Source organism: Pseudomonas sp. AC242 (assembly GCF_979258655.1).
This window is the reverse complement of the sequence record NZ_OZ409873.1, coordinates 4184444-4210711: the sequence shown is the minus strand read 5'-3', so window position 1 is coordinate 4210711 and position 26268 is coordinate 4184444. Positions and strand designations below refer to the sequence as shown.

At 57.6% G+C, this 26268-nt stretch carries 29 protein-coding genes and 1 tRNA gene; 23 read left to right on the top strand and 7 right to left on the bottom strand.

Going from position 1 to position 26268, the window contains the following annotated elements; translation table 11 throughout:
* Nucleotides 1-3: 3 nt before the first annotated feature.
* The gene (locus tag ACZZ0A_RS18930) at nt 4-2040 is read right to left on the bottom strand and encodes a sensor histidine kinase (RefSeq protein ID WP_463543579.1); all 2037 of its coding nucleotides are present in this window, start codon (nt 2038-2040) and stop codon (nt 4-6) included.
* 45 nt (nt 2041-2085) lie between these two features.
* Nucleotides 2086-3003: a putative 2-dehydropantoate 2-reductase gene (locus ACZZ0A_RS18925; RefSeq protein ID WP_007912757.1), complete on the bottom strand. Its 918-nt coding sequence runs from the start codon at nt 3001-3003 to the stop codon at nt 2086-2088.
* A 140-nt stretch (nt 3004-3143) separates the two neighbouring features.
* Here ACZZ0A_RS18925 and ACZZ0A_RS18920 point away from each other — a divergent pair, with 140 nt between their 5' ends.
* Together ACZZ0A_RS18920 and ACZZ0A_RS18915 are read left to right on the top strand one after the other, a co-directional pair.
* Nucleotides 3144-3629: a YajQ family cyclic di-GMP-binding protein gene (locus ACZZ0A_RS18920; protein ID WP_007912755.1), complete on the top strand. Its 486-nt coding sequence runs from the start codon at nt 3144-3146 to the stop codon at nt 3627-3629.
* A 139-nt stretch (nt 3630-3768) separates the two neighbouring features.
* Nucleotides 3769-4611, top strand: coding sequence for a mechanosensitive ion channel family protein (locus tag ACZZ0A_RS18915; protein WP_034153426.1), 843 nt, complete (start codon nt 3769-3771; stop codon nt 4609-4611).
* Between the two features lie 118 nt (nt 4612-4729).
* Here the strand turns inward: ACZZ0A_RS18915 and ACZZ0A_RS18910 are convergent, their stop codons facing one another.
* Nucleotides 4730-6079: an OprD family porin gene (locus ACZZ0A_RS18910; protein WP_463543578.1), complete on the bottom strand. Its 1350-nt coding sequence runs from the start codon at nt 6077-6079 to the stop codon at nt 4730-4732.
* Between the two features lie 895 nt (nt 6080-6974).
* On the opposite strand from ACZZ0A_RS18910, the gene ACZZ0A_RS18905 reads away from it, so the two are divergent.
* On the top strand, nt 6975-7400 hold the full coding sequence (locus ACZZ0A_RS18905) for an HIT domain-containing protein (RefSeq protein WP_463544104.1): 426 nt from the start codon (nt 6975-6977) through the stop codon (nt 7398-7400).
* A gap of 3 nt (nt 7401-7403) precedes the next feature.
* On the top strand, nt 7404-7610 hold the full coding sequence (locus ACZZ0A_RS18900) for a SlyX family protein (RefSeq protein WP_007912748.1): 207 nt from the start codon (nt 7404-7406) through the stop codon (nt 7608-7610).
* A gap of 70 nt (nt 7611-7680) precedes the next feature.
* Here ACZZ0A_RS18900 and ACZZ0A_RS18895 read toward each other — a convergent pair whose 3' ends face one another.
* Complete coding sequence (locus ACZZ0A_RS18895) at nt 7681-8283, bottom strand: cold-shock protein (protein ID WP_007912746.1); 603 nt, start codon at nt 8281-8283, stop codon at nt 7681-7683.
* Between the two features lie 312 nt (nt 8284-8595).
* Between ACZZ0A_RS18895 and ACZZ0A_RS18890 the strand changes: the two genes are divergently transcribed.
* The 19 genes from ACZZ0A_RS18890 to nadA all read left to right on the top strand — a co-directional run bounded on the left by ACZZ0A_RS18890 (nt 8596) and on the right by nadA (nt 23655).
* Complete coding sequence (locus tag ACZZ0A_RS18890) at nt 8596-9066, top strand: Dps family protein (RefSeq protein WP_007912745.1); 471 nt, start codon at nt 8596-8598, stop codon at nt 9064-9066.
* 185 nt (nt 9067-9251) lie between these two features.
* Nucleotides 9252-9590, top strand: coding sequence for a ribbon-helix-helix domain-containing protein (locus ACZZ0A_RS18885; RefSeq protein WP_463543577.1), 339 nt, complete (start codon nt 9252-9254; stop codon nt 9588-9590).
* A 132-nt stretch (nt 9591-9722) separates the two neighbouring features.
* Nucleotides 9723-9944, top strand: a complete 222-nt coding sequence (locus tag ACZZ0A_RS18880) for an FmdB family zinc ribbon protein (RefSeq protein WP_007912741.1) — start codon at nt 9723-9725, stop codon at nt 9942-9944.
* A 102-nt stretch (nt 9945-10046) separates the two neighbouring features.
* Nucleotides 10047-11822, top strand: coding sequence for an aspartate--tRNA ligase (gene aspS, locus ACZZ0A_RS18875; RefSeq protein WP_007912740.1), 1776 nt, complete (start codon nt 10047-10049; stop codon nt 11820-11822).
* Nucleotides 11823-11951: 129 nt separating this feature from the next.
* Complete coding sequence (locus ACZZ0A_RS18870; RefSeq protein ID WP_007912738.1) at nt 11952-12698, top strand: YebC/PmpR family DNA-binding transcriptional regulator; 747 nt, start codon at nt 11952-11954, stop codon at nt 12696-12698.
* A gap of 156 nt (nt 12699-12854) precedes the next feature.
* Nucleotides 12855-13382 carry a crossover junction endodeoxyribonuclease RuvC gene (ruvC, locus tag ACZZ0A_RS18865; RefSeq protein WP_007951206.1) on the top strand — a complete coding sequence of 176 codons (528 nt, stop codon included), beginning with the start codon at nt 12855-12857 and terminating at the stop codon, nt 13380-13382.
* 115 nt (nt 13383-13497) lie between these two features.
* Nucleotides 13498-14106: a Holliday junction branch migration protein RuvA gene (gene ruvA / locus ACZZ0A_RS18860; protein ID WP_003227522.1), complete on the top strand. Its 609-nt coding sequence runs from the start codon at nt 13498-13500 to the stop codon at nt 14104-14106.
* Complete coding sequence (gene ruvB, locus ACZZ0A_RS18855) at nt 14107-15168, top strand: Holliday junction branch migration DNA helicase RuvB (protein ID WP_007912736.1); 1062 nt, start codon at nt 14107-14109, stop codon at nt 15166-15168. It abuts the gene before it with no gap.
* A 127-nt stretch (nt 15169-15295) separates the two neighbouring features.
* A complete protein-coding gene (gene ybgC / locus ACZZ0A_RS18850) occupies nt 15296-15763 on the top strand; it encodes a tol-pal system-associated acyl-CoA thioesterase (RefSeq protein ID WP_007912735.1) in 468 nt (155 codons plus the stop codon).
* Nucleotides 15753-16448 (top strand): protein TolQ, encoded by a 696-nt coding sequence (gene tolQ, locus ACZZ0A_RS18845; RefSeq protein ID WP_007912733.1) that lies wholly within the window; start codon nt 15753-15755, stop codon nt 16446-16448. The genes ybgC and tolQ overlap by 11 nt, the downstream gene beginning before the upstream one ends.
* Before the next feature lie 23 nt (nt 16449-16471).
* A complete protein-coding gene (gene tolR, locus ACZZ0A_RS18840; RefSeq protein WP_161806672.1) occupies nt 16472-16924 on the top strand; it encodes a protein TolR in 453 nt (150 codons plus the stop codon).
* A complete protein-coding gene (gene tolA, locus ACZZ0A_RS18835; protein ID WP_007912728.1) occupies nt 16924-17991 on the top strand; it encodes a cell envelope integrity protein TolA in 1068 nt (355 codons plus the stop codon). Before tolR ends, tolA begins: the two co-directional genes overlap by 1 nt.
* Nucleotides 17992-18008: 17 nt before the next feature.
* On the top strand, nt 18009-19289 hold the full coding sequence (gene tolB, locus ACZZ0A_RS18830) for a Tol-Pal system beta propeller repeat protein TolB (protein ID WP_016983828.1): 1281 nt from the start codon (nt 18009-18011) through the stop codon (nt 19287-19289).
* 52 nt (nt 19290-19341) lie between these two features.
* Nucleotides 19342-19839 (top strand): peptidoglycan-associated lipoprotein Pal, encoded by a 498-nt coding sequence (pal, locus tag ACZZ0A_RS18825; RefSeq protein WP_003178634.1) that lies wholly within the window; start codon nt 19342-19344, stop codon nt 19837-19839.
* 6 nt (nt 19840-19845) lie between these two features.
* Complete coding sequence (gene ybgF / locus ACZZ0A_RS18820) at nt 19846-20679, top strand: tol-pal system protein YbgF (RefSeq protein WP_007912724.1); 834 nt, start codon at nt 19846-19848, stop codon at nt 20677-20679.
* A gap of 166 nt (nt 20680-20845) precedes the next feature.
* A complete protein-coding gene (gene queE / locus ACZZ0A_RS18815) occupies nt 20846-21493 on the top strand; it encodes a 7-carboxy-7-deazaguanine synthase QueE (RefSeq protein WP_007912722.1) in 648 nt (215 codons plus the stop codon).
* A 1-nt stretch (nt 21494) separates the two neighbouring features.
* A complete protein-coding gene (gene queC, locus ACZZ0A_RS18810) occupies nt 21495-22187 on the top strand; it encodes a 7-cyano-7-deazaguanine synthase QueC (protein ID WP_007912720.1) in 693 nt (230 codons plus the stop codon).
* A 62-nt stretch (nt 22188-22249) separates the two neighbouring features.
* A tRNA-Lys gene (locus ACZZ0A_RS18805) sits at nt 22250-22325 on the top strand.
* Nucleotides 22326-22596: 271 nt separating this feature from the next.
* Nucleotides 22597-23655 (top strand): quinolinate synthase NadA, encoded by a 1059-nt coding sequence (nadA, locus tag ACZZ0A_RS18800; RefSeq protein WP_003227499.1) that lies wholly within the window; start codon nt 22597-22599, stop codon nt 23653-23655.
* Nucleotides 23656-23790: 135 nt separating this feature from the next.
* Here nadA and ACZZ0A_RS18795 read toward each other — a convergent pair whose 3' ends face one another.
* From ACZZ0A_RS18795 to gcvT, 3 genes are all read right to left on the bottom strand, one after another.
* On the bottom strand, nt 23791-24279 hold the full coding sequence (locus tag ACZZ0A_RS18795) for an RDD family protein (protein WP_007950167.1): 489 nt from the start codon (nt 24277-24279) through the stop codon (nt 23791-23793).
* Nucleotides 24280-24376: 97 nt separating this feature from the next.
* Nucleotides 24377-24589, bottom strand: a complete 213-nt coding sequence (locus ACZZ0A_RS18790; RefSeq protein ID WP_003227496.1) for a cold-shock protein — start codon at nt 24587-24589, stop codon at nt 24377-24379.
* Nucleotides 24590-24993: 404 nt separating this feature from the next.
* Nucleotides 24994-26118 (bottom strand): glycine cleavage system aminomethyltransferase GcvT, encoded by a 1125-nt coding sequence (gene gcvT, locus ACZZ0A_RS18785; RefSeq protein ID WP_447786849.1) that lies wholly within the window; start codon nt 26116-26118, stop codon nt 24994-24996.
* Between the last annotated feature and the right edge of the window lie 150 nt (nt 26119-26268).

Genomic DNA, 26268 nt, shown 5'->3' with positions numbered 1-26268 from the left:
GGGTTACCTCGATAATTGATTGGTTTCGGCAGCGATGGACAGCGGTTGCGTCAGCGGCAGGCGCAAGGTGAAACAGGTGCCCTGGCCCGGTGCTGACTGCACCTCCATCTGCCCTTTGTGATTATTGGTAATAATGAAGTACGACACCGACAAGCCAAGCCCTGTGCCCTGGCCGATTTCCTTGGTGGTGAAGAAGGGCTCGAAGGTGCGCTTGCGCACGTTCTCGCTCATGCCGATGCCATTGTCTTCAACCTGAATCTCGGCCCACGGCGGATTCAGTTTGGTGCGCAGGATGATCCGCCCCGGCTCACTGTCGTCTTCGCGCTGGTGAATCGCCTGCGCGGCGTTTTTCAGCAGATTGAGCAGCACCTGTTCCAGTTCGTTGGCAGTGCCCGGCACCGGACCGAGCGCCGGGTCAAACTGGCGGATGATCGCTTGCCCCTTGAAGTCGAAACCGATGGCCAGATCGAAGTCGTTGCCGGCGATCTCCACGGCTTGATCGATCAGCGCCGGCAGATCGCACGGCGCCATTTGCCGGGTGCTGCGCCGGCTGAAGCTGAGCATGTGCGTGACGATTTTCGCCGCACGGGCGCCGGCCTGTTGAATGCCGTCGAGCAGTTGCGGCACTTCCCGGCCCTGCAGGTAGCGGTTTACGGTATCCAGTTCGATGCCCAGTTGCTCGGCGATTTCGAGGTTCTTCGGCAGATCGGCGGACAGGCGCCGCCGGATGTTCTGCACGTTGTGCAGGATCGCGCCCAGCGGGTTGTTGATTTCGTGGGCCATGCCAGCGGCGAGACCGCCGACCGAGAGCATTTTTTCCGACTGCACCATCATTTCTTCCAGCGACAGACGCTGGGTGATGTCGTCGATACGGATCACCACGCCACGCCCGGCACCGCCCATCAATGGGTAGAAGGTCAGCGCGTAATGCTTCGGTTCGTCGTCCTTGAACCAGGTTACCCGTTCGATTTTCGCAACGGTGTGCTGCTCGACGGTCTGCTTGAGCTGCGGCAGAAACGGCTTGAGCGGTTCGAAGGCGAGGAAGATCGGCTGGTTCAGCGCTTCGTCGAGTCGGGTGCCGGAGAGGGCGCTGGCCTCCTGGTTCCACTGGGTGACGTAAAGCTGCTCGTCGAGGGCGATCAGTGCCGAGGGCATCGAGTCGATGATGCTGTTGAGGTAATTCTGGAAGCCGGTGAGCTTCTTCTCGATCTTGCTGCGCACCTGGACTTCCAGTTCCAGCTTGCGGTTGGTGTGGCGGGTTTCCTCGGCCAGCCCCTGCGCCTGATCATAGGCCGCTTGCGAGTCATCGCGGGCGCGTTTGAGTTGCTGTTCGCGGGCTTCGATGCGCGACAGCATGGTATTGAATGCTTCGGCGAGGCTGCCGATTTCGTCATGATTGCCGCGTGAGGCACGCAGAGCGTAGTTCTCCTCGCGGGTGACCTGACGCGACAGTTCCTCGAGTTGATGGATCGGCCGGGTGATCAGGCGTTTGATCTGCCGGGCAATCACCAGCCACAGCAACACACTGAAAATCAGAATGCCGAGGCTCGCGGTCAGGGTGCCGGTGTAGAACGCCATCGGCAGTTCGCTGCTGGCGACCAGCAACAGATGGCCCGGCGCGGTGCCGGGGCGGGGCAGGGTGATCAACTGGTTGCTGCGAAATTCAGTCAGTTGCCACGCTTCGATGTGCCGATAGCGCTCCGGCAAGTTGAGTTTATCGCCACGCTGGACTTGCGCCAGGCGTTCGCCCTTGCCGTCATACAGCGCGGCGGCGCGTAGCGGTGAGTAACTGTCGAGTTCTTTGAGCAGGCGCTCGGCGCTTTGCGGTGATTGCAGGGCTTCGCTGACCAGACTCGGGTTGGAAATCAGTCGGCCGATGGTCTGCAAGGCCTGCGGTGCCATGCTTTCCTGGGAGATGTAATAGGCGGCGCTGATAAAAGTCAGGTTGGCGACCAGCAGAACAGTGGTCAACAGCACCAACAGGGCAGCCAGCAGTTTCTGGCCGACCGGCAGGTTTTCGAGACGCTGGCGCAATGGCATCAGGTTTTTCGCAGCAAAGGAACAAGTGGCCAGCGTAGCCGCTGCTCAGTCGCTGGGCAATCCAAGGCTGTGCAGATGAGTGACCAGGCGCTGCTGCAATTGATTGAGGTGCGGCAGGTTCAGTTGATGGCGCGCGGCGACTTTGCAGGCGTGGCCCAACAGATAGCTGATCTCGGTGCGGCGCTGGTTGGCGACGTCCTGATACATCGACGAGTAATTGGCGGCGGTCGCGTGGATGACCCGTTCGACTTCCTGTTGCAGATTGTCGGCGGCGGCCGGCTGGCCGCAACGCTCCAGCAGCTCGGCGAGTTCGCCGCACAGGGTGGCGACTTCGCAGTGATGCTCCTGCAGCCCGCCATTGCGACAGTTGTGCAACACCGTCAGCGGATTGATCGCGCAGTTGAGCGCCAGTTTGCGCCACAGCCGCGTGAGGATATCGATGCTCCATTCGTGGGGGATTTTCGCGGCCTCCAGGTCGTCCAGCCAGATCGGTGCGACCGGATGACCAGCGTCGCCCAGCCAGGTGAAACCGTGGCCGGCAAACACTACGCGCCAGTCGCCATCGCGAAATGCACCCTCGGTGCTTGAAGCGCTGATGCAGCGTGCCAGTGGCACACGGTTGGCGACGGCGTCCTGACTGCCGAGGCCGTTCTGCAGAAGGATCAGTTCGGCGTCCGCTGTCAGTCGTGGGGCGAGGCGGGCGACGGCGTTTTCTGCGTCGTAGGCTTTGCAGGCCACCAGCAAACGGCTGATCGGCTCGGGACTATCCGGTGTCTCGCCGGGGATCGCGTAGGTGCTGGCCAAGCCATGTTCGACCAGCGTCAACCCGCCCGCTGCTTCATAGCTGCGCAAGCGCTCGGCATCACGCACGATCAATCTGACCGGTAGGCCGGCGCGGGCCAGACGTGTAGCCCACAGCGTGCCGAGGCTGCCGGCGCCCAATACATGCCAGGGGGTGGACATCAGTTTTTTGCTCGATTGCGTACAGGCATGTGCGGCTCGCCGTGTCGGTGGGAAAAGACCCGTTATAATGAGCCCGATTTTAACCGCAAGCCAAGCGCGCTCCATCCACATCGAGCGCGCCTTTTTATTGGAGAGATTACATGCCGTCGTTCGACGTGGTATCCGAACTGGACAAACACGAACTCACCAACGCGGTCGAGAACGCCGTGAAGGAACTTGATCGTCGTTATGACCTGAAAGGCAAAGGCAGCTTTGAGTTCAAGGAAAAGGACCTCACCGTCAGCCTGACCGCCGAAGCCGGGTTCCAGCTGGAAGCGATGATCGAAATCCTCAAGCTGGCGCTGGTCAAGCGCAAGATCGACGTGCAGTGCCTTGAAGTCAAAGACGCCTACGCATCGGGCAAACTGATGAAGCAGGACGCCGTGCTCAAGGAAGGCATCGACAAGGAGCTGGCGAAGAAAATCGTCGGCCACATCAAGGACGCCAAACTCAAAGTGCAGGCTGCCATTCAGGGCGAGCAAGTGCGTGTGACCGGCAAGAAGCGTGATGACCTGCAAGAGGCCATCGCGGCACTGCGGGCCAAGGAATTCGGCATGCCCCTGCAGTTCAACAACTTCCGCGACTAAGCTTCCCGGTCGGGGAACCTCTCGGCGTTTTCAGCGTCCGAGGCCCAAGCAACGGCAGAAACGATTGAGCCCCAACAGGTTCAGTCTTTCTGCCGCTGATTTTTTACAGCCCGGGTAGCCGGAAATCAGGAGATAGAACATGGATTTGAATGCTGAGGTGGACAACCTGGTCAAGGCATCCCAGGCGTGGATCCCGATGATCATGGAATACGGCAGCCGCGTGCTGTTGGCAGTGATTACCCTGGCCATCGGCTGGTGGCTGATCAACAAGGTCACGCAAAAGCTCGGCGGTCTGTTGGCTCTGCGCAACGCTGACTTGGCGCTGCAAGGCTTTATCAGCAGCCTGGCGAACATCATTCTCAAAGTGTTGCTGATTGTCAGCGTCGCTTCGATGATCGGCGTTGAAACCACCTCCTTCGTTGCGGCGATCGGTGCGGCTGGTCTGGCCATCGGTTTGGCGTTGCAGGGCAGTCTGGCGAACTTCGCTGGCGGCGTGCTGATTCTGCTGTTCCGTCCGTTCCGTATCGGTGACTGGATTGAGGCGCAAGGCGTGTCGGGTACGGTTGACAGCATCCAGATTTTCCACACCGTGCTGCGTACCGGTGACAACAAAACCATCATCGTGCCAAACGGCAACCTGTCGAATGGCATCATCACCAACACCAACCGTCAGCCGACCCGCAAAGTCGTATTTGATGTAGGCGTTGATTACGAAGCCGATCTGCAGAAGGCCCGTCAGGTGTTGCTGGATCTGGCCAAGGATGAGCGCGTGTTGCAGGATCCGGCGCCGCAGGCAGTGATTTCGACCTTGGGCGACAGTTCGATCACTGTTTCGCTGCGTGTGTGGGTTAAAACTGCAGATTACTGGGACGTGATGTTCATGTTTAACGAACAGTCGCGCGATCGTTTAAAGACTGCAGGTATTGATATTCCTTTTCCACAACGGGTGATTCGTGTGGTGCAGGAATCGGCAACACAATGATAGGTTGCTAATTAATTGCCTGACTTGTCGGTCAGGCAACTATTGCAAGTGACCGGCAATAAAAAAGGCCCATCGCAAGATGGGCCTTTTTTTATGCTTCCAAACTAACCACTGACAATTACAAGATGTTCAGTGGGTATTCGGTGATCAGACGGAACTCTTTGACATCGCCTTCGCCTTGGTCAGCGTTGGCAGTGTGCCAGGCTTGACGAATGCGGAAGGACAGGTCTTTAGCCGGGCCAGACTGAACAACATACTTGGCTTCAAAGTTGGTTTCGTGGTGTTTGCCATCTTCACCGTACAGACCGGTGTAAGGGCTGCCAGCTGGAGTGCTGGTACCGTCGATGTCCCAACCTTTAACGTAACGAACCATGAAGCTCAGGCCTGGAACGCCGTACTCGGCCATTTTCAGGTCGTAGCGAGCTTGAACGGATTTCTCGCCAGGACCGTTGAAGTCAGAGTACTGGATGGAGTTAGCCAGGAAGATCGAGTCGCCACCGCGGTTGTTCTTGCCCACGCCGATGTAGTCGAACGGGGTATCGCCGTTGACCTTCTGGAAGGCCAGGGTGAAGGTGTGTGCTTTCAGGAACGACAGCGCGGTTGCCAGGGAGAAGGCAGTGTTGCTGATGTCACCTGCCAGCTTGTCACCGGTGTCGGTGGTGCGGTAGATGTTGAAGTCAGTGTTCAGCGAAGTGTCACCACTGAATGGGGTGGTGAGGTTCACGTTGGCGTAGTACTGGTTCCAGATATCTTCCAGCTTGGCGCCGTAGAGCGATGCGCTCAGGTTTTCGGTGATGCTGTATTTACCACCGAAGTAGTCGATCGAGTCGGCTTCTACGCCTGCGTAGTTAGCGTACAGACCGCCGTTACGGGCGTTTTTGTCCTGGCTGGAAGCCGAGTAGAAATGACCGGCTTCGAGGTCAAGGTCTTTGACTTCGCTGCTCTGCAACTGGAAGCCAGTAGCCGTTTGCGGAAGGATACGGGAGCCGCCGACAGCGAACACTGGAGCAGTGCTTGGCTGCATGTCGCCGAATTTCAGTTCGGTTTTGGAAACGCGGAATTTGACCGACGCGCCGGCTTTGCCCTGGCTGTCGTTAACGTCGCGAGCGCCGTTGTTCGGGTTAACGGTATCGCTGCGGCTCATGTTGCCCGAACCGGAAGTACCGTCGCCGCCGTCCAGTTTCAGTGCCAGGTAACCGTAGGCATCGATACCAACACCGACAGTACCTTGGGTGTAACCGGAGTTGAAGTTACTAAGGAAGCCCTGGGTCCAGTCTTTCTGGTCGCGGCCGCCGTTCTTGTTGTCGCGGTTGAAGTAATAGTTCTTCAACGTCTCGGTGAGTTTCGCGTCTTCAACAAAACCTTTGGCTTCAGACTGGTCACTTACAAACGGTGCGGCCGTAGCCATTTGAGTACTGGCTGCTGCTGCAACTGCCAGTGCGATCATGCTCCACTTCATCACGCGCATCGTGATTTGCTCCTTTGGTTTTAGAAGAGTACTGCCGTCCCACCTGTTTTATTATCTGGGCGGCTCTTTCTTTTTGTGTCGGCGCAAACTTATATCACGCCGACAATGTTGGCGATACTTGCTAATCCAACCTTTCAGCATCTTTACGACGTTGTCGCAAATGGCGTGGTGGATGTCGCAAATTCACAGTACCGACGCAGCCGGACTGACAACTTTCTCGCTGTTTATGGGCCTTTTTGCATCGGTAAAAAAGAGTCCCTGGCAAAACACTTGAATCTCCATCGGGCAACCCTGCCACTGTTCTTATGGGGCTTAAGGCATCCACTTCCAGTGGTGCGCTTATAGTCCATATGGGTACGAATGCAACAAGCGTGCACAAACCGCAATTTTGCTGCGGTTATTTTTCTGAACACCCGCCTGTGTTTGTGAAAACCTTGTGAAAGCGGGGCTTCAAGCCTGATTTTTTCTGTGCTTGACGCCATACCTCCTATGGTGTTGCCACGCCGAGAAACGCGCGTGACAACCAAAAACGTTACCGGTTCACCCCGCCAGTGAGTATTTGGCGGATGCCCGACGCAGTGAGCGTAGACGCACTGTGCAGTTTTGGTGCAAAAAAATTTACAGCTGTTCTGAATTCATACAGCTTGCAGGGGCGATGACGCTGAACGTCTCTGCTGTTTTCGGTCATTTTGTCGGGCTGAGTCTGGATGCTGGTTTCATGCTGGTGCGTTGTGCTCGCAAATGTCACATGTCGGGGCGTTCGCAGGGCGATGGGGTACACCGTCGCCGTGAAGGCAGGCGCATTCGCAGGTATGCTGCCGTCCTGTCGCTTGGTGCGCCGTCCATAAGGATCGCCGCTAAGCTGAATAATGAAGATCAGCCGGGAGTGCGCGCAGTGTTTGCTTTAGATTCACGACTTCAACAGGACACGCTGACCATCGGTGATTTCCCTCTGTGCCGACTGCTGCTGTCCAATGACGCCAACTACCCTTGGTTCATCCTGGTGCCTCGTCGCGACAATATCAGTGAGTTGTTTCAGTTGGATGTCGCCGATCAGCAACAGTTTTGGCTTGAAACCACCGCGCTGGCTGAGCTGCTCAAGGATCTGTTCGATGCCGACAAAATGAACGTCGCCACCCTGGGTAACGTTGTCAGCCAGATGCATATGCATGTGATTGTGCGCAAACGCGATGACGCAGCCTGGCCGGCGCCGGTCTGGGGCAAGCTCCCGGCCAAGCCTTACAATGCCGAGCAAGTAGAGGCCATTCGCGCAAAGTTGCGTCTGGTGTTGACCGAAGACTTTACGTTTCTGGAGGGCTGATTCATGAGCCTGGAAGACCGCGTTACCGATCTGGAAAGCCGTCTGGCATTTCAGGATGACACTATTCAGGCATTGAACGACGTACTGGTCGCTCAGCAGCGCGTGGTCGAGCGCCTGCAATTGCAAATGGCAGCAATGCTCAAGCGTCAGGAAGAGATGGTCGGTCAGTTCGAGTCCTTTGAGGATGAGGCGCCCCCGCCACACTACTGAGGCAGGTACTTTTCATCAGGCGTAAAAAAACCGCGAACAGCAGGCTGCTCGCGGTTTTTTTATGCCTGGATCAGCGTCGCGGCAGTGCGGCGATCACATCCTCGGCTTGCAGGCCTTTGTCGCGGTTCATCACCGAGAACTCCACGCGCTGGCCTTCGACCAGTACGCGATGACCTTCGCCACGGATCGCGCGAAAGTGCACGAAAATATCATCGCCGGAATCCCGGGAGATAAAACCGAAGCCTTTGGAGGTGTTGAACCACTTGACGGTACCGGTATCACGATTGGTCATGTCATAGCTGGTTGGAGCAGCAGCAGGTGAAGAACGATAGAAGCTCACAGCCAGATGCAAGACCACGGCAACCAGCGCGATCACCAGGGTGAACAGTACGGCTGGCTGGCCGGCGATGACGGGCATCGGCGCGATCAGGGTCAGGGTTTGCAGGACGACAGTCAGTACCAGCAGCGCGCTGACCAGGTTTTGCAGATGCTGACGAGGGCCTTTGTTCCAGAAAGGAATCACAGGAGCAATCACCAGGTTCAGCAGGCCGAAAAAGGCCAGGTAAAGTGCATCGGGTTGTTGCAGGTAGGGAACGGCTTCGGATTTCAAGCTGGGTATGAACGACAGCAGCAGTGCCGCTGCGCCCATTAGCAGGTGGACGATTTTCAACATTTTGATTGGCTCACGTTTATGACGGCTCACAAGGAAGAGCTGAAGGCGCACGGTTCGCTTCGGGACAAAATAAGAGGCGGTGGACACGTTCACGGCATCAGCCTATGCGCAACGCCCCGAAAAATGGGGCATGGCGACACACTGTCTATTTAACAGCAAAGCCTGCGGCTACTCAAATCAGCCCGGCCAGCGGCATGGCGTCGGTCGATTTGTCGCAGTGTGTGCATCTGATCGGGGCTGCGGGGTGTCGACAGCCTTGCTAGAGTGGGTCTGCACCTGTTGGATGAATTCAATCGCCGTTAGGGGGTAAACATGGCAATCGATATCGGTATCAGTGAAGAAGACCGCAAGTCCATCGTCGAAGGCTTATCGCGTCTGCTGTCGGACACCTACGTGCTGTATCTGAAAACCCACAACTTCCACTGGAACGTCACCGGTCCGATGTTTCGGACGCTGCACTTGATGTTCGAAGAGCAATACAACGAACTCGCGCTGGCCGTTGATTTGATTGCCGAGCGTATTCGCGCCTTGGGCTTTCCGGCGCCAGGCGCCTACGCCACCTACGCACGCCTTTCTTCTATCAAGGAAGAAGTGGGTGTGCCGAGTGCCGAAGACATGATCAAACAACTGGTCGACGGCCAGGAAGCCGTGACCCGCACGGCGCGTGGCATTTTCCCGCTGCTCGACAAGGTCAGCGATGAGCCGACCGCAGACCTGTTGACCCAGCGCATGCAGGTTCACGAGAAAACCGCGTGGATGCTGCGCGCCTTGCTGGAAGCGTAAATCTGCCGGTGCGCGGGCCAGCAGCAGAAGGCTCGCGCGCTGTCCGCAATCCCACCTGTATCGTTGGCTTTTCCTACGTTGTCGGTCAATAAGTCGTCTGGCTATAACGTTGTGTCTGCGCTTTTATGAAAGCCACAGGATGTGACTTTTCAAACAAGCAGAGATGGCAAAGGAGTGTCACCGATATGGTAGAGGGAGACAGGCGAGGCGACAGGATTGTCGGCTTGCCACATGAATTGAAAGTCGATCCGTTCGTCCACGAATTCGACATGGCATTGGTTCAGCCATCGTCTCGATCCGTGCGTCTGAACGGTTATGCGACCTGCCTGCGGCTGGAGCGGGTCTACTGGAACATCCTTGGCAATATGGCCGCAGACAACTGCTGTTCGATCAGCTCGCTGTTGTCCCACGTCGACCGTGAAGTGCATCTTCGTCATGGCGGGGTGAGAAATTTCAGTGCGCTGGTGCGGGTGGTGTGTGTCATGAACGGCGTCAAGCAAACTACACCTGTCGAATCGCTCTGAAACGGCAGTTGCAAACGAGGTCGCGGCCTGTGCAGTCTTACGGCTGCACAGGCCGCATTTAATCGATATAATCCCGCTCTTTCGCCGCAAAGCCCTGCGCGCGGTGGCAATCTGATCGCCGAGACACCCCCCATGCCGATGTACGATTATCAATGTGCTTCCTGTGGTCATCAGTTGGAAGCCATTCAAAAGATCAGCGAGGCACCGCTGGTCGACTGCCCTGCCTGTCAGGCGCCAGAGCTCAAGAAGCAACTGTCGATGCCAGGCTTTCGCCTCAGTGGCGGCGGTTGGTACGAAACCGATTTCAAGACCGGCGCCAAGAAGAACCTGGCCGGTGGCGACAAATCTGACTAGGGTTCAACCCCGGGTTGAACGACACGCGTGAGTTTCCGCATTGCTTGAAAAGCAACGGGAGCTCCACCGAATTTTTCGAATTACGAGAAGCGAACCACGACCATGATGCGCAGCCACTATTGCGGCCAACTGAACGAAAGCCTGGAAGGCCAGGAAATTACCCTTTGCGGATGGGTTCACCGTCGTCGCGACCACGGCGGGGTGATTTTCCTCGATATCCGTGATCGTGATGGTCTGGCTCAGGTAGTGTTCGATCCGGATCGCGCCGAGAGCTTCGCCGCTGCCGATCGCGTGCGCAGCGAGTACGTCGTGAAGATCACCGGTAAGGTGCGTCTGCGTCCGGCTGGTGCCACCAACGCCAACATGGCGTCGGGCATGATCGAAGTGCTGGGTTATGAACTGGAAGTGCTGAACGAGTCGGAAACCCCGCCGTTCCCGCTGAACGAGTTCTCCGACGTTGGCGAGGAAACCCGTCTGCGTTATCGCTTCCTCGACCTGCGTCGTCCGGAAATGGCCGAGAAGCTGCGTCTGCGCTCGCGCATGACCACCAGCATCCGTCGCTTCCTCGACGAGAACGGCTTCCTCGACGTTGAAACGCCGATCCTGACCCGCGCTACGCCTGAAGGCGCGCGTGACTATCTGGTGCCTAGCCGTACCCATGCCGGTTCGTTCTTCGCCCTGCCGCAATCGCCACAGCTGTTCAAGCAACTGCTGATGGTCGCTGGCTTCGACCGTTACTACCAGATCGCCAAGTGCTTCCGCGACGAAGACTTGCGTGCCGACCGTCAGCCAGAATTCACCCAGATCGACATCGAGACCAGCTTCCTCGATGAAAAAGAGATCATGGGCCTGACCGAGCAAATGATCCGCAACCTGTTCAAGGAAGTGCTGGGTCTGGAGTTCGGCGAATTCCCGCACATGACCTTCGAAGAAGCCATGCGCCGCTACGGTTCCGACAAGCCAGACCTGCGTAACCCGCTGGAACTGGTCGACGTCGCCGATCAGCTCAAAGAAGTTGATTTCAAAGTGTTCAGCGGCCCGGCCAACGATCCGAAATGCCGTATCGCCGCACTGCGCGTTCCAGGCGGCGCAAGCATGCCACGCAAGCAGATCGACGATTACACCAAGTTCGTCGGCATCTACGGTGCCAAGGGCCTGGCGTACATCAAGGTCAACGAGCGTGCAGCCGGTGTTGAAGGTCTGCAATCGCCGATCGTGAAAAACATCCCGCTGGAAAACCTCAACGCCATCCTCGATCGCGTGGGTGCAGTTGACGGCGACATCGTGTTCTTCGGCGCCGACAAGGCCAAGATCGTCAGCGAAGCCTTGGGCGCACTGCGCATCAAACTCGGTCACGACCTCAAGCTGCTGACCTGCGAGTGGGCACCAATGTGGGTCGTCGACTTCCCGATGTTCGAAGAGAACGACGACGGCAGCTTCTCCGCGTTGCACCACCCGTTCACCGCGCCGAAGTGCTCCCCGCAAGAACTGGAAGCCAACCCGGCCGGCGCTCTGTCCCGCGCGTACGACATGGTGCTGAACGGCACCGAGCTGGGTGGCGGTTCGATCCGTATCCACCGCAAGGAAATGCAGCAAGCGGTATTCCGCCTGTTGGGCATCAACGAAGCGGAACAGGAAGAGAAATTCGGCTTCCTGCTCGACGCGCTGAAATACGGTGCGCCGCCGCACGGTGGTCTGGCCTTCGGTCTGGACCGTCTGGTGATGCTGATGACCGGCGCCCAGTCGATCCGTGAAGTGATCGCATTCCCGAAAACCCAGAGTGCTGCCGACGTGATGACGCAAGCGCCGGGTGTCGTGGATGCCAAGGCACTGCGCGAGCTGCACATTCGTTTGCGCGAAACGCCAAAGGCTGAGTAAGACGGGCCTGAAGGCGCATCTTCGGATGCGCCTTTTTTCTTTCTATAGAGAGCAGGTCGAGATTTTTTTGTTTGCTGGCCGCTGCATGAGCAGGGCGGGCAACGTTTCAAAGAGAATTCGGAGCGAGTTATGGCAGGTCATTCCAAGTGGGCGAACATCAAGCACCGCAAAGAACGTCAGGATGCCAAGAGAGGCAAGATCTTCACCAAGTGGATCCGCGAACTGACCGTTGCGGCCCGTCAGGGTGGCGGTGATCCCGGGTCCAACCCGCGTCTGCGTCTGGCCCTGGACAAGGCACTGAGCGCGAACATGAGCCGTGACATCATCGATCGCGCCGTGGCGCGCGGCGCCGGTGCCACCGAAGCGGACAACGTTGAAGAACTGACTTACGAAGGTTACGGCCCGGGCGGCGTCGCGGTGATGGTCGAGTGCATGACCGACAACCGCAACCGTACTGCGGCAGCCGTTCGTCATGCTTTCAGCAAGTGCGGTGGCAACCTCGGCACCGACGGTTCGGTGGCGTATCTGTTCGAACGCAAAGGCCAGATCAGCTTCGCGCCGGGCGTCGATGAAGATGCGCTGACCGAAGCGGCGCTGGAAGCCGATGCCGATGACGTGGTCAGCCATGAAGACGGTTCGATTGACGTGTTTACCTCGTTCACCAGTTTCTACGCGGTGCGTAACGCGCTGGAAGCCGCCGGGTTCAAGGGGGATGACGCGGAAATCGTCATGCAGCCGACCACCAGCGCCGAGCTGGATCTGGAAGGTGCGGAGAAGGTACTCAAGCTGATCGACATGCTCGAGGACCTGGATGACGTGCAGAACGTTTACTCCAACGCGGACATTCCGGAAGACGTGGCCGCTCAGCTCGGTTGATGCAAATAGAAAGGTCGCAGTTTTTGCTGGCTCTACACTTCACCTGTAGGAGCTGCCGAAGGCTGCGATCTTTCTGTTTTTGAAAGATCAAAAGATCGCAGCCTTCGGCAGCTCCTACATGTACCCTCAGCTTTCGCATCAATTTCTGCAGGCGTTATGACTTTAATTCTTGGTATCGACCCCGGTTCGCGCATCACCGGTTACGGCATTGTTCGAGATACCGGGCGTGGCGGTTGTATTTATGTGGCTTCCGGCTGCATTCGTACCGGTGCGGGCGAACTGCATGAACGCCTGCAAATCGTCTATCGCGGAGTGCGGGAGATCATTCAGACCTACGGTCCGGTGACCATGGGCATCGAAAAAGTCTTTATGGCGAAAAACGCCGATTCGGCGCTGAAGCTCGGTCAGGCTCGCGGCGCTGCAATCGTGGCTGGCGCTGAAGAGAGTCTGGAGATCGCCGAGTACACCGCCACTCAAGTTAAACAGGCTGTGGTCGGCACCGGCGCGGCGAATAAAGAACAGGTGCAAATGATGGTCATGCACATGCTCAAACTGACCAGCAAACCACAAATCGATGCCTCGGACGCCCTGGCCATTGCCATTTGCCATGCGCACACGCGTTCCAGTCTGCTGCCCCACGGTTTGGGAACGGCACGCAGTCGTGGCGGGCGCCTGCGTCTCTGATAGCATCAGCATCAATTTTCTTGAAAGTGGATTTCCTGCGCCTGAGTCGTCGGCGCGAAATTCGCCTTTCGATAGTCGCCAGCCCACGGCTGGCCAACGCTCAAGGATCTGAAACGTGATTGGACGCTTGCGCGGCACCCTGGCTGAGAAACAGCCGCCGCACCTGATTCTGGATGTAAACGGCCTCGGGTATGAGCTGGAAGTGCCCATGACCACCCTTTATCGTCTGCCGTCGGTCGGTGAACCGCTGACCCTGCACACCCATTTGGTCGTGCGCGAAGACGCACAGTTACTCTATGGTTTTGCCGGCAAGCGTGAGCGAGACTTTTTTCGCGAGTTGATCCGTCTCAATGGTGTCGGGCCAAAATTGGCCCTGGCGTTGATGTCGAGCCTGGAAGTCGATGAGCTGATCCGCTGTGTGCAGTCGCAGGACACCTCGGCCTTGACCAAAGTGCCGGGAGTCGGCAAGAAAACCGCCGAGCGCTTGCTGGTTGAGTTGAAAGACCGCTTCAAGGCCTGGGAAACTTCGCCGGCGATGTTTGCCCTGGTACCGAATCAGCCTGATGGCCCGGCGCCGGTCAATACCGCCGAGAACGATGCGGTCAGCGCGCTGATTTCCCTGGGCTACAAGCCGCAGGAAGCGAGTAAAGCGATTACCGCCATCAAGGACAAGAATTTGAGCAGTGAAGACCTGATCCGCCGTGCCCTGAAGGGAATGATTTAAGTGATTGAAGCTGATCGTCTGATCACCGCCGCGCACAGCCCGCGTGAGCGCGAAGAAGTCCAGGACCGGGCCATTCGACCGGTCAGTCTGGCCGACTACATTGGCCAGCCGACCGTGCGCGAGCAGATGGAACTGTTCATCCAGGCCGCCCGTGGCCGTAGCGAATCCCTCGACCACACCCTGATCTTCGGCCCGCCGGGTCTGGGCAAGACCACGCTGGCGAACATCATTGCCCAGGAAATGGGCGTGTCTATCAAGAGCACATCCGGTCCGGTACTTGAGCGTCCGGGTGATCTGGCGGCGCTGCTGACCAACCTCGAACCGCACGACGTGCTGTTCATCGACGAAATCCATCGCCTGTCGCCGATCGTTGAAGAAGTGCTGTACCCGGCGATGGAAGATTTCCAGCTCGACATCATGATCGGTGAAGGGCCGGCCGCGCGTTCGATCAAACTCGATCTGCCGCCGTTCACTTTGGTGGGCGCAACCACTCGCGCCGGCATGCTGACCAACCCGTTGCGTGACCGCTTCGGTATTGTCCAGCGTCTTGAGTTCTACAGCACGGCCGATCTGGCGACGATTGTCAGCCGTTCGGCGGCGATTCTCGGTCTGCCGCTGGATCCGGAAGGTTCGTTCGAAATCGCACGTCGTGCCCGTGGTACGCCGCGAATCGCCAACCGTCTGTTGCGCCGCGTGCGTGACTTCGCCGAAGTCCGCGCCAAGGGCCACATCACCAAGGCGGTGGCGGATCTGGCGCTGAACCTGCTGGACGTCGACGAGCATGGTTTCGATCATCAGGACCGGCGTCTGCTGTTGACCATGATCGAGAAGTTCGATGGCGGCCCGGTCGGTATCGACAGCCTCGCCGCTGCGATCAGTGAAGAACGTCACACCATTGAGGATGTGCTGGAACCGTATCTGATCCAGCAGGGTTACATCATGCGCACGCCACGGGGCAGGGTGGTGACGCGCCATGCGTACCTGCACTTCGGTTTAAACATTCCGTCACGAATGGGTGAAATGCCCGTGGCAGACGAGTTTCTCGATGCCGTGGACGATTAATACACATTTGTTGTCGATTTATTCAGGGTTTGTACGGTCACAGGACGGTACTTTTGCGGTAAAGCTCTGAAACCATGAAAAACAGTTGCCTGGCCGGATTGGCAACCTGAGGAGTAAGCACTAGAGTATGCGCGCGCAAAACGGGCTTGAGCCGTTCGCACATCGTTGTCGCGTTTATTACGAGGACACCGATGCGGGCGGCATCGTGTATTACGTTAATTACCTCAAGTTTATGGAACGGGCTCGAACCGAGCGGCTTCGCGAACTGGGCTTTGCCCAATCGCAGCTGGCAGGGGAGGACCTGTTGTTTGTCGTGCACTCCAGCGAAGCGCGCTATCACGCGCCGGCGCGACTGGACGACGAACTGCTGGTAAGCGCTGATGTAATCGAATTGAACCGGGTCAGCCTGCGCTTCAAACAGCAGGTCAGGCGGGCAACGGATAATGTGCTGCTCTGTGAGGGGCAGTTTTTGGTGGCCTGTGTGCGCACTAACAGTTTGAAACCCCGGGCCCTTCCCGAAGATTTGCGTGCGGCCTTCGCCGACGCGGTCGGCCCGGGTACACACTCAAAGCAGGAGATAAAGCGTGGAAGCTAACGTCGTCGACCATTCCTCCATGTGGAGCCTGGTCAGCAATGCCAGCATCGTGGTGCAGTTGGTAATGTTGACCCTGGTGGCCGCATCGGTGACCTCATGGATCATGATCTTTCAGCGCAGCAATCTGCTGCGCGCCGGTCGACGCGCCCTGGAGAGCTTCGAAGAGCGCTTCTGGTCGGGTATCGACCTGTCCAAGCTGTACCGTCAGGCGGGCAGCAACCCGGATCCGGATTCGGGCGTTGAGCAGATCTTCCGTGCCGGCTTCAAGGAGTTCTCGCGTCTGCGTCAGCAGCCAGGCGTCGATCCTGAAGCGGTGATGGAAGGCGTGGCCCGGGCCATGCGCGTCGCCATCTCCCGCGAAGAAGAGAAACTGGAGCAGAGCCTGCCGTTCCTCGCCACTGTCGGTTCGGTCAGCCCGTACATCGGTCTGTTCGGTACCGTGTGGGGCATCATGAACTCCTTCCGCGGTCTGGCCAGCGCCCAGCAAGCCACTCTGGCCACTGTGGCCCCGGGTATCGCCGAAGCCCTGATCGCCACCGCGATCGGCCTGTTCGCGGCAATCCCGGCAGTTATCGCTTACAACCGTTTCTCTGCCCGCAGCGAAACCTTGCTGAGCCGCTACTACACCTTCGCCGATGAATTCCAGGCGATCCTGCACCGCAAAGTGCACACCAGCGAAGAATAAGCAGGTAATTTCCAATGGCTTTAATCGCTCGAGCTCGCAAAAAGCGCAAGCCGGTCGCCGAGATGAACGTGGTGCCATACATCGACGTGATGTTGGTGCTGCTGGTCATCTTCATGGTGACCGCGCCGATGCTCAATCAGGGCGTGAAAGTTGATCTGCCCAAGGTTTCCAGCGAAGCCTTGCCGCAGGACAACAACACGCAGGTCCTGACTATTTCGATCAAGGCTGACAAGACCTACTACTGGAACCTTGGCAGCGAAGTCGACACCGAGAAGCAACAGGACAGGGCCATGACCCTGCCGCAAATGACCGACGCGGTGACCAAGATCATTCGTGCCGGCACCGAAGGCGGCAAGCGTACCCAGGTCTTCATCCGCGGTGACAAGACCGTCGACTATGGTTCTGTCATGGGCGCCATGGGCGGGTTGCAGAAAGCCGGGGTCGGTAATGTTGGTTTGATTACCGAGGCCCCCTGATGCAGCAACAGCGAGAGCCGTCCGCCTCGGAAAGCTACTTCTGGCCTAGTGTTCTGGCAATTGTCCTGCACGTGCTGGTGTTCGGCATGCTGTTCGTCAGTTTTGCCTTCACACCAGAGCTGCCGCCGGCCAAGCCGATTGTCCAGGCGACCCTGTACCAACTGAAATCGAAAAGTCAGGCAACCACCCAGACCAATCAGAAGATTGCGGGTGAGGCGAAGAAATCCGCCGCGCGCCAGACTGAAGTAGAGCAGATGGAACAGAAAAAGGTCGAGCAGGAAGAGATCAAGGCCGCTGCGGAACAAAAGAAAGAAGAAGCGGCTCAAAAAGCCGAGGAAGCCAAGAAGGCCGATGAGGCTAAAAAAGCGGATGAAGCTAAAAAGGCGGATGACGCCAAGAAAGCTGACGACGCGAAGAAAGCCGAAGCCAAGAAGGCCGAAGAGAAACAATTGGCTGATATAGCCAAGAAGAAGGCTGAAGAAGAGGCTAAGGAAGAAGCCAAGAAAGAAGCCGCTGAAGAAGCCAAGAAGAAGATCGTCGAAGACGCGAAGAAGAAAGCCGCCGAAGACGCCAAGAAGAAAGCTGAAGCTGAAGAGGCGAAGAAGAAAATCGCCGACGAAGCGAAGAAGAAAGCTGCTGCCGATGCTGCGAAGAAGAAAGCGCAGGATGCAGCACGTAAATCGACCGAAGACAAAAAGGCTCAGGCCTTGGCCGATTTGCTTTCCGATACGCCGCAGCGCCAGCAGGCCTTGGCCGATGAGCAGGGCGACGAAGTCGCGGGCAGTTTCGATGACCTGATTCGTGCGCGAGCTGCAGAAGGCTGGGCCCGTCCACCTTCGGCACGCAAAGGCATGACGGTGGTGCTGCAGATCGGCATGTTGCCGGACGGTACGGTGACTTCGGTCAGCGTGGCCAAATCCAGTGGCGATGGTCCGTTCGATGCTTCGGCAGTGGCAGCGGTCAAAAATATTGGACGTTTGACAGAAATGCAGGGAATGAAGCCGAGCGATTTCGCTCCGTATCGTTCATTCAAGATGACATTCACACCTGAGGATCTAGCCTTGTGAGAAACCTTCTTCGAGGAATGCTGGTCGTGATCTGCTGCATGGCAGGGATCGCGATGGCGGATGAAAAGAACATTCTGGTCACCAGCGGCAGCGATCGGGCAACCCCGATCGCCGTTGTACCGTTTGGTATGCAGGGCGGTGCCGTGCTGCCGGACGACATGGCTGAAATCATTGGTAACGATTTGCGCAACTCGGGCTACTACTCGCCGATTCCAAAGCAAAACATGATCAGCCAGCCAAGCCAGCCGAGCGAAATCATCTTCCGTGACTGGAAGGCGGTGGGTGCTCAATACATGATGGTCGGCAGCATTGCGCCAGCGGGCGGTCGCTTGCAGGTGCAGTGGGCGCTGTTCAACGTAGCCACCGAGCAAAAAGTGGCAGACGGCAGTGTTTCCGGTACCACCGAGCAATTGCGCGACATGGCGCACTTCATCTCCGATCAGTCGTTCCAGAAACTGACCGGCATTGAAGGTGCGTTCTCGACGCGTCTGCTGTACGTGACGGCTGAGCGCTTCTCCGAGAAGAACACCCGTTACACCCTGCAGCGTTCGGACTACGACGGTGCTCGCGCCGTGACGCTGTTGCAATCGCGTGAGCCGATTCTGTCGCCGCGCTTCGCACCGGATGGCAAGCGCATCGCCTACGTGTCGTTCGAGCAGAAGCGTCCGCGCATCTTCATGCAGAACATCGACACCGGTCGCCGTGAGCAAATCACCAATTTCGAAGGCCTGAACGGCGCGCCAGCCTGGTCGCCGAATGGTGATCGCCTGGCGTTCGTACTGTCGAAAGACGGTAACCCGGACATCTATGTGATGAATCTGGCTTCGCGTCAGATCACCCGCGTAACCGCAGGTCCTGGCATCAACACCGAACCGTACTGGGGCAAGGATGGCTCGACCATCTACTTCACCTCGGACCGCGGCGGCAAGCCTCAGATCTACAAAACCAGCGCCAGTGGCGGTGGTGCCGAGCGTGTGACGTTTGTAGGTAACTACAACGCCAACCCGAAACTTTCGGCAGATGAAAAGACTTTGGTGATGATCCATCGTCAGGATGGCTTCACCAATTTCAAGGTGGCAGCTCAGGATCTGCAGCGAGGTAGTGTAAAGATCCTCACTGATAGCACTCTGGACGAGTCACCTACTGTTGCGCCCAACGGCACCATGGTAATCTACGCCACCCGCCAACAGGGCCGGGGAGTCTTGATGCTCGTGTCCATTAATGGACGCGTTAGGCTCCCGCTTCCTACCGCTCAAGGCGAAGTCAGAGAACCGTCCTGGTCCCCTTACCTGAAGTGAGCGGGCGCTACACGTTTTACTTAACACACTGGGGTTCATTAGGAGTTTCACGATGGAAATGCTGAAGTTTGGTAAATTTGCTGCGCTGGCTCTGGCCATGGCTGTAGCTGTAGGTTGCTCGTCCAAAGGCGGCGACAACGCCGGTGAAGGCGCTGTTGATCCAAACGCTGGTTACGGCGCAAACACTGGTGCCGTTGACGGTTCCCTGAGCGAAGAAGCTGCTCTGCGCGCAATCACCACCTTCTACTTCGAATACGACAGCTCGGACCTGAAGCCAGAAGCCATGCGCGCTCTGGACGTTCACGCCAAAGACCTGAAAGCAAACGGCGCTCGCGTTGTTCTGGAAGGCAACACCGACGAACGTGGTACTCGTGAGTACAACATGGCACTGGGCGAGCGTCGTGCGAAAGCCGTTCAGCGCTACCTGGTACTGCAAGGTGTTTCCCCAGCTCAGCTGGAACTGGTTTCCTACGGCGAAGAGCGTCCAGTTGCTACCGGCAACGACGAGCAGTCCTGGGCTCAAAACCGTCGCGTCGAACTGCGTAAGTAATTCGATATGCGAACGTGCCGTCGTGCTGTAACTGTTCTGGCTCTCAGCCTCGCGCCGCTTGCGGCGTGGGCTGCGGTTCCTGTGGTCGATGACAACTCCGGTTATAACAATAGCGGGAGCAGTTATCCGCCTGCAGGTTACGGTACGAACGGCGCCTATGCCGGGGGAGCGGCTTCGGCCCCTGCCTCGGCACAAGGCATGCTGTTCAACCAATTGCAACAGATGCAGGATCAGATATCGCGCCAGCAAGGTGTGATCGAAGAACTGCAGAATCAGGTTGCGCGCATGAAGCAGGAATCCCTGGAGCGATACCAGGATCTTGATCGGCGCATAGGATCCGGCGTTGCACCTGCCGCGACTCCTGAGAATTCTTCTGCCGGTGGCGATGCAAGTGCTGCTGCCGGTGCTGCTGCTGGCGCCGGGGCTGCTGCCCAGGCACCTGCTGCAAGCAGTGAACCGGGTGATCCGGCCAAGGAAAAGCTGTATTACGATGCCGCTTTCGACCTGATCAAAGCCAAGGATTTCGACAAGGCCAGCCAGGCTTTTGCCGCTTTCCTGCGCAAATACCCGAACAGCCAATACGCGGGTAACGCCCAGTACTGGTTGGGTGAAGTGAATCTGGCCAAAGGCGATCTGCAAGGCGCAGGTCAGGCTTTCGCCAAGGTTTCGCAGCTATATCCCAAGCACGCCAAAGTGCCGGATTCGCTGTACAAGCTGGCTGATGTAGAGCGCCGCCTCGGTCATACCGACAAGGTCAAAGGCATTCTGCAGCAGGTGGTGGCCCAATATCCGGGTACCTCGGCTGCTCAGTTGGCCCAACGCGATCTGCAACGCATGTAAGCAGGCTTGACCCGTTTGGAAGAAACCCGCGCTTGTCGCGGGTTTTTTCGTTAGAATTCACGCCCTTTTTCTGAAACACGCTTCTTGCGGTCTACGCGTTGGCGGGATTGCCTGAAGTGCCTGACGGAGGCGGACAGCCTGTTTAGCTGTTACGCCCGTGGCGACTATGCAAGACACATTGAGAATCACCGAAGTTTTCTACTCTTTGCAGGGGGAAACGCGGACTGCCGGGCTGCCCACGGTTTTTGTGCGCCTGACCGGTTGCCCATTGCGTTGCCAATACTGCGACAGCGCCTATGCCTTCAGTGGCGGTACAGTGCGCACCCTCGACGACATCCTCGAGCAAGTGGCCGGATTTCGCCCGCGCTACGTCTGTGTCACCGGCGGTGAGCCGTTGGCACAGCCCAATGCCATTCCTTTGCTCAAACAATTGTGTGATGCCGGTTATGAGGTCTCGCTGGAAACCAGCGGCGCCCTCGACGTCTCGGCTGTCGATCCGCGCGTCAGTCGCGTTGTCGACCTGAAGACGCCGGATTCGAAAGAAGCCCATCGCAACCGTTACGAGAACATCGAACTGCTGACGCCCAACGATCAGGTGAAGTTTGTCATCTGCTCGCGCGACGATTATGACTGGGCCGTCTCCAAACTGATTCAGTACGGTCTTGATCGACGTGCCGGCGAAGTGCTGTTTTCCCCAAGTCACCATGATCTCAATGCTCGCGATCTGGCGGACTGGGTGGTGGCGGACAACCTGCCGGTGCGGTTGCAATTGCAGTTGCATAAATATTTGTGGAATGACGAGCCGGGGCGCTGAGATGACCGAACAACTGAACACCACCGAAAAACGTGCGGTCATTCTGCTGTCCGGTGGTCTGGACTCGGCCACTGTAGTGGCCATGGCCCGAGCCGAAGGCTACCGCTGCTACACCATGAGCTTTGACTATGGCCAGCGTTCCCATGCCGAATTGCACGCCGCCGCCCGCGTCGCCCGCGACTTGGGTGTGGTCGAGCACAAGGTCATTGGCCTGAACCTCAATGGCATGGGCGGCTCAGCCCTGACCGACGCCAGCATCGACATCCCTGAAGAGCTGGGCGAAGGCATTCCAGTGACGTACGTGCCAGCGCGCAACACGGTGTTCTTGTCGCTGGCGTTGGGTTGGGCGGAAGTGCTCGGCGCCCGCGATATCTTCATTGGTGTTAATGCGGTGGATTACTCGGGCTATCCAGATTGCCGTCCGGAGTTCATCGAGTCGTTCGAGCGCATGGCCAACCTGGCGACCAAGGCCGGTGTGGAAGGCAACGGTTTCCGTATTCAGGCGCCGTTGCAGAACCTGAGCAAGGCGCAGATCGTGCAGGCGGGCGTGAAGCTCGGCGTTGATTATGGCCTCACCGTTTCCTGCTATCAGGCCGACGATGATGGCCGTGCGTGCGGTAAATGCGACAGCTGCCGCCTGCGCGCAGAAGGCTTCGCGGCCGCTGGTGTAAGTGATCCAACACCTTATTTTTGATTATTTTCAAAAAGGTGTTGAATAGTCCTTAAAAATCAGTATTATACGCGCCACCACACAGCGGGTCGTTAGCTCAGTTGGTAGAGCAGTTGGCTTTTAACCAATTGGTCGTAGGTTCGAATCCCACACGACCCACCATATTTGGCGGTTTAGAAAATCCGGAAGGCCCACGAAAGTGAGGATTTCCGGGTTTTTTTTTGCCTGCAATTTCGCTATGCGTTATTTCAATACCCGCAGCGCTGACGCAGGTCAGAATCATCTTTTGTATCAACGGGATATTCTGTAGCCTTGCGCAGCTTCAATGCTGTCCGTGCCTGATAATACTCACTCTCCCGGCGGTACCCTCAAGCGGTCCGGAGCCGGGTGTATACTCGACTTTCGCGCGAACGCGCCTGCAGGTCTTGCGAACATGACGCAGATTTCCGAACGCCTTCTGGTTCAAGCCCACCTCGATGCCAAACAGCCCAAACCGCTGACCGCTGAGGAAGAGGCTTATTACCGTTCCGCCATTGCCGCCGAGCTGAAGGCTCAGGACGCGGTGCTGGTGGCCCACTTTTATTGCGATCCGGTGATTCAGGCTCTGGCCGAAGAAACCGGTGGTTGTGTCTCTGACTCCCTGGAAATGGCCCGCTTCGGCAACGCTCATCCGGCCAAGACCGTAGTGGTCGCCGGCGTGAAGTTCATGGGCGAGACCGCGAAGATTCTCAACCCGGAAAAACGCGTGCTGATGCCAACGCTGGACGCGACCTGCTCGCTCGACCTGGGTTGCCCGGTCGACGAGTTCTCGGCGTTCTGTGATCAGCACCCGGAACGCACGGTGGTGGTCTACGCCAACACTTCCGCAGCTGTTAAGGCTCGAGCTGATTGGGTGGTGACTTCAAGTTGCGCACTGGAAATCGTCGAAAGCCTGATGGACAACGGCGAGACGATCATTTGGGGCCCTGACAAGCATCTGGGCACCTACATTCAGCGCAAGACCGGCGCCGACATGCTGCTCTGGGACGGTGCCTGCATCGTCCACGAGGAGTTCAAGTCCAAGCAACTCGAAGACATGAAGGCGCTGTACCCGGACGCCGCGATTCTGGTGCACCCGGAGTCGCCGACTTCGGTGATTGAACTGGCAGACGCCGTGGGCTCGACCAGTCAGTTGATTGCCGCTGCACAGTCGTTGCCGAACAAGACGCTGATCGTCGCGACCGACCGTGGCATCTTCTACAAGATGCAGCAGTTGTGCCCGGACAAGGTCTTCATCGAAGCGCCAACCGCCGGTAACGGCGCCGCGTGCCGCAGTTGCGCGCATTGCCCGTGGATGGCCATGAACACTCTTGAGCGCACGCTCAAGAGCTTGAAGGAAGGCACGAACGAGATCTTTGTTGATCCGGCGTTGATTCCGCAGGCGATCCGGCCGTTGAAGCGCATGCTGGATTTCACCCAGGCCGCACGGATGAAGCTGGCCGGTAACGCCTGAGGTCTTTCAAGCAACAAATAAACCTGTAGGAGTGAGCCTGCTCGCGATAGCGGTGTGTCAGATAACAATTATGTTGACTGACACACCGCTATCGCGAGCAGGCTCACTCCTAAAGTAGTTTTTGGTGTCTGGAAGTTATTTGGTCTTCTTCGGGATTCGGACGAGGCGGGTATCCGAATAGATGTCATGCCAAGTGCGCTTCTGCTTGTCATACAGCGACCAGAAGAATCCCAGCCCTACGCACAGCCACGACGCAATCGACACCATAAACCGCAACAGCGCCTGCCACAGGCTGATCGCCGTGCCATTGGCGTTCTGCACGCGAATGCCCCACACCTGCATGCCCAGTGTCTGCCCGCCATGGGTCCAGAACTTGGCGAAGAACGCAAACAGCACCAACAGCAGCACGGTGGAGTAGAGCGGATCACCGTCGAGCTTGCCGGCATCGGTCATTACCCGCAGACGCTCTTCACCGATGATCGCGGCCTGGATCATTTTGTAAACGAAGCCGGTGACGATCAGCAGTGCGGTGCACAGCAGAAAGTCATAGAACATCGCTGCCAGGCGACGACCTAGGCCAACGGGAGGAAAGTCCCCTTGGGGCGTGAGCAGGTTTTTCGACATGGCAGCCTCTGGATGCAAAATGAAGCGCCATTTTACGGATTCGCGCGCACAAAAAAGCCCCTGATATCAATATCAGGGGCTTTTTCGTAACAGAAAATCAGGCTTCTGCTTGTACTTCGTCAGCCTGCATGCCTTTCTGGCCCTGCACAGCAACGAAGGTCACTTTCTGGCCTTCTTTCAGGCTTTTGAAGCCGTTGCCCTGAATGGCGCGGAAATGCACGAACAGATCCGGACCGCTTTCTGGAGTGATAAAACCAAAACCTTTCTCGTCGTTAAACCACTTGACGGTACCGCTCTGACGTGTGGACATTTCTTATTTCCTTTGACGCAAAAATTGATGACAGTCTCTTTCTCATGAAAGAGTACTGGGGCTGGTTGCAGGAGAGTAAGAAGACGTCGAACGGGATGTAGCTAACTTGTAGGCTACTGCCCAGGTCACGATTCAAAGCTGACCCATGCAAACACAGTGGACAAACTCTACGCCAACTACGGGAGAAAAAACAAGCCCCGTGAAGAGCCCGGTTTTCCTACGCTTGCTGGCACTTAGTCGGTTCGCTAGTGCGGTCTTAGACGATTCGCTTGTTCAATTGTTTTCGAACGTTATAAGCAAAGTTCAAATGCGAATCGAATGTTAGAAAATGCACTTTTTTGTGGCGATTGCGTTACACATTAGTGCACGCATAACGCAATCGCGTTACTTATAGAAACAGTCAATCAACCGCGATAGTAGCGTTGTGGAACAAATGGCATTTTGCTTACAAGCATTTGCACCTTTTTCCCACGAACGATGGCCCAGACCGGTGTGTCGAGTGTTACATAAGCACTGTCGAGGTAACCCATCGCCAGCGGCCCGCCCAAGGTCGGACCGAAACCGCCACTGCACACGCTGCCGATGATTTCGCCGGTTTCGTTGACGATTTCCGCGCCTTCACGCACAGGCGTACGTTCTTGCGGCAGCAGGCCGACGCGTTTGCGCGCGACGCCGTTCTGTTGTTGCGCGAAAACAGTCTCTGCCCCCGGGAAACCGCCAGCCCGTGCGCCATCAGCGCGGCGCGGCTTGGAAATCGCCCACAGCAGGCTCGCTTCGATTGGCGTGGTCTCGGTGTTCATGTCGTGGCCGTACAGGCACAGGCCGGCTTCCAGACGCAGCGAATCGCGGGCACCGAGGCCGATGGCCTGGACTTCCGGTTCGGCGAGCAGGGCGCGGGCGAGTTTCTCGGCATCGGCAGCCGGAACGGAGATTTCGAAACCGTCTTCACCGGTGTAACCCGAACGGCTGACGAAGCAATCCACGCCGAGCAACGACACGCGGTTGAATTGCATGAAGGTCATCTTTGCTACTTCCGGCGCAAGACGCGCCAGCACTGAAACGGCCGTCGGGCCTTGCAACGCGAGCAGCGCGCGCTCTTCGAACAGCGCCGTAATGGTGCACTGATCGCCAATGTGTTGTTGCAGGTGAGCCAGGTCCTGATCCTTGCACGCGGCGTTGACCACCAGAAACAGTTCATCGTTGCCGAGGTTGGCGACCATCAGGTCATCGAGAATGCCGCCGTTGTCGTTGGTAAACATCGCGTAACGCTGCATGCCCACCGGTAGGTCGATGATGTCCACCGGCACCAGGGTTTCCAGGGCTTTGCCGGCGTTGGCGCCGGTCAGGCGAATCTGGCCCATGTGCGAGACGTCAAACAGCCCGGCCTGCTCACGGGTGTGTTGGTGTTCTTTCATCACGCCAAGCGGGTACTGCACCGGCATGTCGTAGCCGGCGAACGGCACCATGCGGGCGCCGAGTTCGAGGTGCAGAGCGTGCAGCGGGGTTTTCGACAGTTGTTCGGTGGACATGCGTGGCTCCTTGAAAATGTGGTTCGAGGGTCGGGGCTAGATCAAGATCAAAGGCCCCTCACCCCAGCCCTCTCCCGGAGGGAGAGGGAGCTAGTTACGTTTCTCTCCCGGGGGGAGAGGGGGCTAAGTACGATCGTCTCCCTGAGGGAG

Coding starts and splice junctions, on each gene's coding strand:
- ACZZ0A_RS18930 (WP_463543579.1), bottom strand. CDS start 2,040: ATGCCATTGCGCCAGCGTCTCGAAAACCTGCCGGTCGGCCAGAAACTG.
- ACZZ0A_RS18925 (WP_007912757.1), bottom strand. CDS start 3,003: ATGTCCACCCCCTGGCATGTATTGGGCGCCGGCAGCCTCGGCACGCTG.
- ACZZ0A_RS18920 (WP_007912755.1), top strand. CDS start 3,144: ATGCCGTCGTTCGACGTGGTATCCGAACTGGACAAACACGAACTCACC.
- ACZZ0A_RS18915 (WP_034153426.1), top strand. CDS start 3,769: ATGGATTTGAATGCTGAGGTGGACAACCTGGTCAAGGCATCCCAGGCG.
- ACZZ0A_RS18910 (WP_463543578.1), bottom strand. CDS start 6,079: ATGCGCGTGATGAAGTGGAGCATGATCGCACTGGCAGTTGCAGCAGCA.
- ACZZ0A_RS18900 (WP_007912748.1), top strand. CDS start 7,404: ATGAGCCTGGAAGACCGCGTTACCGATCTGGAAAGCCGTCTGGCATTT.
- ACZZ0A_RS18895 (WP_007912746.1), bottom strand. CDS start 8,283: ATGTTGAAAATCGTCCACCTGCTAATGGGCGCAGCGGCACTGCTGCTG.
- ACZZ0A_RS18890 (WP_007912745.1), top strand. CDS start 8,596: ATGGCAATCGATATCGGTATCAGTGAAGAAGACCGCAAGTCCATCGTC.
- ACZZ0A_RS18885 (WP_463543577.1), top strand. CDS start 9,252: ATGGTAGAGGGAGACAGGCGAGGCGACAGGATTGTCGGCTTGCCACAT.
- ACZZ0A_RS18880 (WP_007912741.1), top strand. CDS start 9,723: ATGCCGATGTACGATTATCAATGTGCTTCCTGTGGTCATCAGTTGGAA.
- aspS (WP_007912740.1), top strand. CDS start 10,047: ATGATGCGCAGCCACTATTGCGGCCAACTGAACGAAAGCCTGGAAGGC.
- ACZZ0A_RS18870 (WP_007912738.1), top strand. CDS start 11,952: ATGGCAGGTCATTCCAAGTGGGCGAACATCAAGCACCGCAAAGAACGT.
- ruvC (WP_007951206.1), top strand. CDS start 12,855: ATGACTTTAATTCTTGGTATCGACCCCGGTTCGCGCATCACCGGTTAC.
- ybgC (WP_007912735.1), top strand. CDS start 15,296: ATGCGCGCGCAAAACGGGCTTGAGCCGTTCGCACATCGTTGTCGCGTT.
- tolA (WP_007912728.1), top strand. CDS start 16,924: ATGCAGCAACAGCGAGAGCCGTCCGCCTCGGAAAGCTACTTCTGGCCT.
- tolB (WP_016983828.1), top strand. CDS start 18,009: ATGCTGGTCGTGATCTGCTGCATGGCAGGGATCGCGATGGCGGATGAA.
- pal (WP_003178634.1), top strand. CDS start 19,342: ATGGAAATGCTGAAGTTTGGTAAATTTGCTGCGCTGGCTCTGGCCATG.
- ybgF (WP_007912724.1), top strand. CDS start 19,846: ATGCGAACGTGCCGTCGTGCTGTAACTGTTCTGGCTCTCAGCCTCGCG.
- queE (WP_007912722.1), top strand. CDS start 20,846: ATGCAAGACACATTGAGAATCACCGAAGTTTTCTACTCTTTGCAGGGG.
- queC (WP_007912720.1), top strand. CDS start 21,495: ATGACCGAACAACTGAACACCACCGAAAAACGTGCGGTCATTCTGCTG.
- nadA (WP_003227499.1), top strand. CDS start 22,597: ATGACGCAGATTTCCGAACGCCTTCTGGTTCAAGCCCACCTCGATGCC.
- ACZZ0A_RS18795 (WP_007950167.1), bottom strand. CDS start 24,279: ATGTCGAAAAACCTGCTCACGCCCCAAGGGGACTTTCCTCCCGTTGGC.
- ACZZ0A_RS18790 (WP_003227496.1), bottom strand. CDS start 24,589: ATGTCCACACGTCAGAGCGGTACCGTCAAGTGGTTTAACGACGAGAAA.
- gcvT (WP_447786849.1), bottom strand. CDS start 26,118: ATGTCCACCGAACAACTGTCGAAAACCCCGCTGCACGCTCTGCACCTC.